The organism is Paenibacillus validus NBRC 15382, from assembly GCF_004000985.1.
GTDB classification, from domain to species: domain Bacteria; phylum Bacillota; class Bacilli; order Paenibacillales; family NBRC-103111; genus Paenibacillus_G; species Paenibacillus_G validus.
Window position 1 is genome coordinate 1 of record NZ_BIMH01000084.1, and the last position, 8,505, is coordinate 8,505.

Consider the following 8,505-nt stretch of genomic DNA (forward strand, 5'->3'; position numbering starts at 1 on the left):
CATTAATTCAGTTCGAGCACGGGCGCGCGGGTGAAACGCGCGGGATGTGCTCCCGCTCTGCCCCACTCGAAGTAAGCTCAGGCCAAAGGCCTGGGGCGAGTCGACGCTCGGATGGCCGTCTTGCGCTCGATTGCCGGAGTTTGCTCGATCGCAGGCACAACACCGGGTAAGAACGCCGCATGACAGCGTGTCCCCCGTTCCCCGCCGTTAAGGCGAGGGAATAGGGGGACGAAAAGCGCTCCACGCCCTACAGCCGCTTCAACGACGGCCCGGTGGCAGGTACGCTCCCTTTCGGGGTCTCGGGGCGAAGCGCCCGAGTCCTCCCCCCTTGGCGAAGGGGGGAAAGAGGGGGGATCGAAAAGAAGGAACTTTGGTCACATCCTGTCGGATAGGTCCATGTTAAGTTGGCGCGGACGACGTTTTCGGTTATCATTAGAGAAGAGACGCTTGAAGACGCCGATGAAGGGCGAACGAAGGCGTTGCCGCTAGAAGGGAGCAGAAATCGCTTTGAAATGGTTTGTGGGCCTCGGGAATCCGGGCAAACAATATGAACAAACCCGGCACAACATCGGGTTTATGGCGCTGGACCGATTCGCCGACCGGCACGGCATTAAGATTACGCAAAGCAAGTGCAAGGCATTGCTGGGGGAAGGTGTGGTGGCAGGGCAGAAAGTATACTTGCTCAAGCCGCAGACGTTCATGAACTTGTCGGGCGAATCGATACGCGCGTTTATGGATTTTTATAAAGCGCCGGTCGAAGATTTAATCGTGGTCTACGACGACTTGGATACGCCGTTCGGCAGCATCCGGCTTCGTTATCAAGGCAGCGCCGGCGGGCATAACGGCATCAAGTCAACCATCCAGCACCTCGGGACTCAGTCGTTCCAGCGGATTCGCATGGGAATTTCGCGGCCGGCGCCGGGGCGGGATATCGCCGAATACGTGCTGCATACATTTTCGAAAGAGGAATTGACGAAGATGCCTCAGCTGCTCGATAAGACCTGTGAAGCGATGGAGCATCTGCTTGAGCATACCTTTGAAAATACGATGGCCAAATACAACGGTTAAGACGGACCCGGGCTAATCTCCTCGCCAGTTGGGCATACTGGTTGAAAATAACGCTTTTTCCGTAAAGCGTAAGGAGGTTGGAAGAATGGCCGTCACCTATATTTGCCGCCATTGTCAAACGTTTATTGGGGAGATCCGTCAAGGGGAAGTGAACGAGTTTCAGCTCGGCTTCCATTTCTTGACCCCCGAAGAGCGGAGAGATATAATATCGTATAACCCGAATGGGGATGTCACCGTCAAGGTGGTATGCGATTACTGCAAGGAAGCGCTGGAAGCCAATCCGGAGCTCTCGCTCCTCGCGAATCCTCTGCAATAAGTCATCAGGCGGCATCGGCAGTATCGATGCAGTCCTCGCGACAGGGGTTTTTTCGCATTTCGGCGATCCTGCTTTTCGTTCATGGACCGGCCTAAAGCGATTCTCGCTCTAGGCTTTTTTAGTGTGGTTGAGAGGGGTGTCCTGTGTTGCAGGCATTAATTCAAGCATTCTCGGCCGATTCCGATTTCCAGACGATCGTTTCGGGCATTCGGTCGGGTATGAGAGAGCAATTGGTCGCCGGTCTCACCGGTTCTTCGCGGCAGGTGATGCTGGCTTCGTTGTATGAAGAACTGCGTCAGCCGCTTTTTGTCGTGACGCATAATATGTTTTCCGCACAGAAGGTGTTCGAAGACTTGGTGGAGCTGGTTCCTCCGGGACAAGTGCTGTTGTTCCCGGCGCAGGAACTGCTGGCCGCGGAGGCGGCGATCGCAAGTCCGGAGATGCTGGCGCAGCGTATTGACGCGTTATCCCGCTTGGCCGCAGGCTTCCGCGGGATTGTCGTCGTGCCGTACGCCGGGATGCGGCGGCTGCTGCCGAACCAGGAAGCGATCGCGGCGGCCCGATTTACGATCCAGGTCGGACAATCCGTTGAGCTGGAGTCATGGATTGAGCGTTTGGTGGAATTTGGCTACGAGCGCGTAGAGCGTGTCGAGAATAAAGGGGAGATGAGTGTCCGCGGCGGCATCGTCGACCTGTTCCCGCTGACATCGCCGCATCCGTTCCGGATCGAGCTGTTCGACGTGGAGGTCGATTCCATTCGTTCCTTCGATGCCGGGGACCAGCGCTCGATGGATAAATTCCAGGAGCTCACGATTGTGCCTTGTCGGGAGATTGTAGCGGATCGAAACCGTTTACAAAAAGCGGCGCAGCATGCCTATGAACTGCTGCAGGAGCAACTGAACAAGATGACCGATCGTACGGCCAAAGACCGTTTGCTCGAAGGCATCGGACATGAAATCGAGCAGATGCGGCAGGGGCAGCATGTTCAAGGGATGTTCAAATATATGTCCCTGCTGTTTCCGGAGCGGCAAACGCTGCTGGATTATATGCCTAAGGATACGGTGCTGCTCATCGACGAACCGGCGCGGCTGCTGGAAACGGCAAAGCAGCTCGAGAAGGACGAAGCGGAATGGATGACGATGTCGCTGTCGGACGGCAAATATATGCCGCAGCTGGTATTGTCGAAGCCCTATGAAACGCTGCTTCACCGCAAGCCGTATCCGACTCTGTACCTGTCGTTATTCCTGAGACAAGTGCCGGGCGCGGTTCCGCAAAATATCATCAACTTCATGTGCCGTGTCATGCAAAACTTCCACGGTCAAATGAATTTGCTGAAGAGCGAAATGGAACGCTGGAAAAAGGCCGGCGCGAAAGTGATGATGCTGGCGGGCGGACCGGAGCGCGTCGAGCGGATCAAGCGGGTACTCGACGACTACCATATCGAAGAGCCGATGATCGTGGAAGGCAACCTGCAGACGGGATTTGAGCTGCCGGGCATTCATTTGGTCATCATTACCGAAGGCGAGATGTTCACGCAGAAGCAGCGCAAAGCGCGCAAAGTGGACAAAAAGATCGAGAATGCCGAGCGGATCAAAAGTTACCAGGAGCTGAAGGTCGGCGATTACGTCGTTCACGTCAACCACGGAATCGGGAAATTCGTAGGCATCGGAACATTGGAAGTAGGCGGCATTCATAAAGATTATTTGCACATTTTATACGCCGGAGGCGACAAGCTCTCGGTACCGATTGAACAGATCGACCACGTTCAGAAATATGTCGGCGCGGAGGAAGGCAAAGAGCCGAAAGTGTATAAACTCGGCGGCTCCGATTGGAACCGGGTTAAAACCAAAGCGCGCGCATCGGTGCAAGACATTGCCGATGACCTCATCAAGCTGTATGCGGAACGTCAGGCAACGACGGGGTATGCGTTTTCACCCGACACCGCCTACCAGCAGGAATTCGAGGGCATGTTCCCTTACGAGGAAACGGCGGATCAGCTGCGGGCGATCGAAGAGATCAAGCAGGACATGGAAAAGCCCCGTCCGATGGACCGTTTGTTGTGCGGCGACGTCGGTTATGGCAAAACGGAAGTGGCGATCCGCGCGGCCTTCAAAGCGGCCATTGACGGGAAGCAGGTGGCCGTGCTCGTGCCGACTACGATTCTCGCGCAGCAGCATTACGAGACGTTCCGCGAGCGGTTCTCCGGATATCCGTTCAACATTCAAGTGCTAAGCCGATTCCGTTCGAAGAAAGAGCAGACGGATACGATGAAGGGTATTAAAGCCGGTACGGTTGACGTCGTCATCGGAACACATAGGCTGCTGTCCAAGGATATGCAGTTTAAGGATTTGGGCCTTCTCATCGTAGACGAGGAGCAGCGTTTCGGGGTCTCGCACAAAGAAAAGCTGAAGCGGCTGAAGACGAATGTGGATGTGCTGACGCTGACGGCGACACCGATTCCGCGGACGCTGCATATGTCCATGCTGGGCGTACGCGATTTGTCGGTCATTGAAACGCCGCCGGAGAATCGTTTCCCGGTGCAAACGTATGTGGTGGAGTACAGCGCTTCGCTCGTACGGGAAGCGATTGAGCGGGAGCTGGCGCGCGAGGGACAGGTGTACTATTTGTACAACCGGGTTCAAGGCATTACCCAAATGGCGGAGCAGATCTCGATGCTGGTGCCGGACGCGCGGGTAACGGTAGCGCACGGGCAAATGTCGGAGCAGGAGCTGGAGAAAACGATTCTCGATTTTCTCGACGGCGAATACGACGTGCTGGTCAGCACCAGTATTATCGAGACCGGCGTCGACATTCCGAACGTGAACACGCTGGTGGTCCATGACGCGGACAAAATGGGCTTGTCCCAGCTGTATCAGCTGCGCGGCCGTGTCGGTCGCTCCAATCGGATCGCCTACGCGTATTTCACCTACCAACGGGATAAAGTGTTGACGGAAGTGGCGGAGAAGCGTCTGCAGGCGATAAAAGAGTTTACAGAACTAGGGTCAGGGTTTAAAATTGCCATGAGAGATTTGTCCATCCGCGGCGCGGGCAATTTGCTGGGCGCAGAGCAGTCCGGCTTTATCGCTTCGGTCGGGTTCGATCTGTATTCGCAAATGCTGGGCGAAGAGATTCAGAAGCGGAAGAAAGAGATCGGCGGCGAGGCCGTACCGGAAACGAAGGTCTGGTCGACGCAGCTGGACATTCAGCTGGACGCCTACATTCCGGGCGATTACATCTACGACAGCATGCAAAAGATCGAGATTTACAAAAAGGTTGCTGCTGTGCAGTCGCTTGAAGAAGCGAACGAGCTGCATGACGAGCTGGTGGACCGGTTCGGCGATTTGCCGGATGCGGTGCATAATCTGCTGCGCGCTGCGCGTTTGAAAGTATACGGGGCGCAGTATGCGATCGAGACGATCACGCAGAAGGGGCTCGATTATGAACTTCGTCTACATGCGGATCAGACCGGTAATCTGAATGGAGCCGAATGGGCAAAGCTGCAGCAGGAGTTCGAAAATCGCGTACGGTTGGTCAGCGGGCCGAACATGGTAATCGAAACGAAAGGCAAGGGACTGACACCAGAACAATCCATCGATTTACTTGAAAGGTTTCTGGTACAATACAAGCGTGCGCTGAAATCGAAGGGAGAACTACAAAATGCAGCAAAATAACAGGAAGAAATACCGGAGAATGACTGCTCTTATGGCGCTTGTAATAGTCGTAGGGTTAGCCGCGGGATGCGGCAAGAAAGAGGAAGCGCCAGCGGCGACGCCGGCTCCGGCTGTGGAAACGCCGGCAGCTCCGGCTGCGACGGGCAACCCGGGCGATGTGCTGATTGCTATGAAAGACGGCGTTAACGTGACCCGAGGCGAATTTGATAAATTCGTCAATATCAATATGATGTTCTACCCGCAATACGCGCAGTTTAAGACCGATCCGGCATTCCAGCAAGACATCATGAATCAGCTGCTCGCCTTCAAAGTGCTCGGCGCCCGCGCGGACGAGAAAGCGAAAGCCGACGCCGCGAAGCAAGCCAGCGAGCAAATGGAACAGATTAAGACGTACCTCGGCATGCAGGAAGGCGGCATGGAAAAGGCGCTGAAGGATGCCAATGTGACGGAGAAGGACATTCAGGATTTCATCGGCAACAGCTTGGTCACGATCGTGTCCGCAGAAAGCAAAGTGACGGATGACGAAGTGAAAAAGGCTTACGACGACAAATTGGCGCAGGATCCAAGCGCCTATACGATCGCGACCGTGCGCCACATTTTGGTCGGCACGACCGATGCAGCGACAGGGGCGGAAAAGCGTACGAAGGAAGACGCCCTGAAGCTTGCGAAAGAAGTGCAGGACAAGCTGAACGGCGGCGGGGATTTTGATGCGCTGGCTAAAGAATATTCCGACGACCCGGGTTCGAAGGAAACCGGCGGGAAGTATGAGAATGCGGAAGTCGGACAATGGGTGCCTGAATTTAAAAAGGCGGCCATTGAACTGCCGATCGGCAAAATCAGTGATCCGGTGGAAACGAGTTACGGCTACCATGTGATGAAAGTCGAGTCGCGTTCGAGCAAAACGTTCGACGACGTGAAAGCAGGACTGCGCTCGGAAGCGGCGCAGGCGAAAATTTATGAATTTCTGGAGAAAGAGCTTCCGGGCTTGATTCAGACGAACAATATGCCGAAGCCGGAAGCCACTCCAGCTCCGACTCCGGCACCGGCGGCAGATGCGCCGAAAGCGGAAGAGAAGAAGTAAACATTACCAGGGCGCCCGAAAGGGCGCCCTGTTTTGTTTTCTTTTTTTGGGGCATAATGTAAACAGCGGCAGCCCGTACATAGGCGCGTAAGGCAGCCGGCAGTCAAGCGGTAGGTGCATAACCCTCTGGGAATCGAAGAATACTATGGGCAGTCGAATTCCCTACATTGTATACAAAGGGCAATCCAGATTGTATCACATTCTTCAAGGAAAGCGAGGCATCTAGAATTATGAAAGCAACTGGAATCGTTCGTCGTATCGACGATCTTGGCAGGGTTGTGATCCCGAAGGAGATCCGCCGTACTCTGCGTATCCGGGAAGGGGACCCGCTTGAGATTTTCGTGGACCGTGACGGAGAGGTTATTTTGAAGAAATACTCTCCAATCGGTGAACTCGGGGATTTTGCCAAGGAATATGCCGAATCGCTCTTTGAAAGCACCAATCACATTACCATGATATCTGATCGCGATAATATTATCGCCGTTGCCGGCGGTTCGAAGAAGGATTATTTGGAGAAACCCGTCGGGCCTCTGGTCGAAACCTGCATGGAAAGCCGCAAAGCTTCGATGGAAACAAGCACGGGCTCTTATGAAATTTGTAAAGACGCCCCGGATACTTACGGTTCTTACGTCATCGCCCCGATCGTTGCGGGTGGCGATCCGATCGGATCGGTCATCCTATTTACCAAAGACGAGAATGTGAAGATGGGTCAAATGGAGCTGAAAATGGCCGAGACGGCGGCCGGCTTCTTGGCTAAACAGATGGAGCAATAATCCGATAGTCGTATGGTCCGTACGATATTGATGACAGCTAGGGCACAAGCTTCCTGAATTCTTCCCGGCGGCGGGGAGAAGCGGGAAGCTTTTTTGTTGCCCGTCCGGTTTTGGAAAAGATGCGTAAATGCGGTATAATGTTGGCGTTGACTAGGCACGGGAGGCAAGGAGAACGAGGATGAAGCAGCAAGCGGGGCGTAGAGAAGCGGAGCGGGCCGATGAAGAAACCGGACCGGCGGAGCCGGGGAGGGAAGAGCAGGGAAGGCTGCGTGCAGGCGCTGGTTGGAGTGCCCGGGCGAGCGACCCGCGTCGCGGTGCGGGGAAAACCTCGCCTGCCGCTACGTCGCTGCTGCAAGGTGCGGCGATGCTCGGTTTGGCTGCGGTCGCTTCGAAGATGATCGGGACGCTGCAAAAGATCCCGCTGCAGAACATGGCGGGCGATGCGGTGTTCGGTATTTATAATGCGGTATTTCCGCTGTATACGCTTATTTTGTTTCTGGCTACCGCCGGATTCCCGCTCGTCGTCTCCAAGTTCGTGTCCGAATATGCGGCCGACGGCCGGAACGCGCAAGCGAAGCAAGTGCTGCGTGTTGCATCCGTTCTGCTTCTGGCTAGCGGTATTTTGTTCTTTCTGCTTTTATATATGGGCGCGGATGTCCTCGCAGATTGGATGGGGGCGGCGCAAGCCGCCGCCGCGATCCGCAGCGTTTCCTTCGCGCTGCTGATCGTGCCGGTGATGTCGGCGCTGCGCGGTTATTTTCAAGGCTACGGCGATATGGCGCCGACGGCTTGGTCGCAGGTGATCGAGCAGGCGGTGCGCGTCGCCGTCATGGTCGGACTGCTGCTCGCCTTGATTAGGCTCGGGGGCAGTCCGGAGCTGATCGCCGCCGGCGCCACGTTCGGGTCGGTGGCGGGCGCGGCGGCCGGTCTTGCCGCCATGCTGTGGTATTGGCGCAAGGCGCGGCAAACGGATCGCTTGCCGGCGGTTGAAGCGGCCGGGGAGGGTTTAACGGTCAGGGGCCGATGGCGTAGCGACTGGACGCTCGCCAAGCGGCTTTCCCTCTATGCGATTCCGCTCTGCCTCGGAACGCTTGCGACGCCGATTCTGGGGCTCGTCGATTCGTTCACGATGCCGCGCCTGCTTAGACAAACCGGTTGGGACGAAACCGGCGCTTTGTTTCAGTACGGTCTGTACAACCACGGGTTGCCGCTTGTTCAGCTGGTAGCAATGATCGCGGCCTCGATTTCGGCCGCGCTTGTGCCGGCCATGGCGGAAGCACGGCATCGCGGCGACGCGGAAGCGGTACGCAGCCGGGCCGGTTACGCGCTGCGCGTGACGTGGCTCGTCGGGCTGGCGGCATCGTTCGGGTTGGCGATGCTGGCTGAGCCGCTGAACGTGATGTTCTATAAATCTTCCGCGGGGACGTCTGCGATGATCGTGCTATCGTTCACTGCCGTGCTGTCGGCGGTAAACTTGGTGTCGAGCAGCCTGCTGCAGGGCCTCGGCGCCGTCCGCGCGCCCGCGCTTTACCTGCTCGCCGCCGCGCTGGCGAAGCTCGCGCTCAACGCCGCGCTCGTGCCGCGCTACGGCATCGA

General features: G+C 56.3%; 6 protein-coding genes. All 6 read left to right on the top strand.

Annotation, left to right across the window (positions count from 1 at the left end; translation table 11 throughout):
* Window positions 1–507 precede the first annotated feature (507 nt).
* Window positions 508–1,068, top strand: coding sequence for an aminoacyl-tRNA hydrolase (gene pth, locus PVA01S_RS25540; protein ID WP_127610659.1), 561 nt, complete (start codon window positions 508–510; stop codon window positions 1,066–1,068).
* Between the two features lie 85 nt (window positions 1,069–1,153).
* Window positions 1,154–1,384 carry an anti-sigma-F factor Fin gene (gene fin, locus PVA01S_RS25545; protein WP_054797923.1) on the top strand — a complete coding sequence of 77 codons (231 nt, stop codon included), beginning with the start codon at window positions 1,154–1,156 and terminating at the stop codon, window positions 1,382–1,384.
* A 146-nt stretch (window positions 1,385–1,530) separates the two neighbouring features.
* Window positions 1,531–5,055, top strand: a complete 3,525-nt coding sequence (gene mfd, locus PVA01S_RS25550; protein ID WP_127610663.1) for a transcription-repair coupling factor — start codon at window positions 1,531–1,533, stop codon at window positions 5,053–5,055.
* Window positions 5,042–6,136, top strand: coding sequence for a peptidylprolyl isomerase (locus PVA01S_RS25555; protein ID WP_127610661.1), 1,095 nt, complete (start codon window positions 5,042–5,044; stop codon window positions 6,134–6,136). Before mfd ends, PVA01S_RS25555 begins: the two co-directional genes overlap by 14 nt.
* A gap of 230 nt (window positions 6,137–6,366) precedes the next feature.
* Window positions 6,367–6,909: a stage V sporulation protein T gene (gene spoVT / locus PVA01S_RS25560; protein WP_054797924.1), complete on the top strand. Its 543-nt coding sequence runs from the start codon at window positions 6,367–6,369 to the stop codon at window positions 6,907–6,909.
* A 178-nt stretch (window positions 6,910–7,087) separates the two neighbouring features.
* Window positions 7,088–8,505: polysaccharide biosynthesis protein (locus PVA01S_RS25565; protein WP_164751980.1), on the top strand; the 1,418-nt coding region annotated here is incomplete at its 3' end.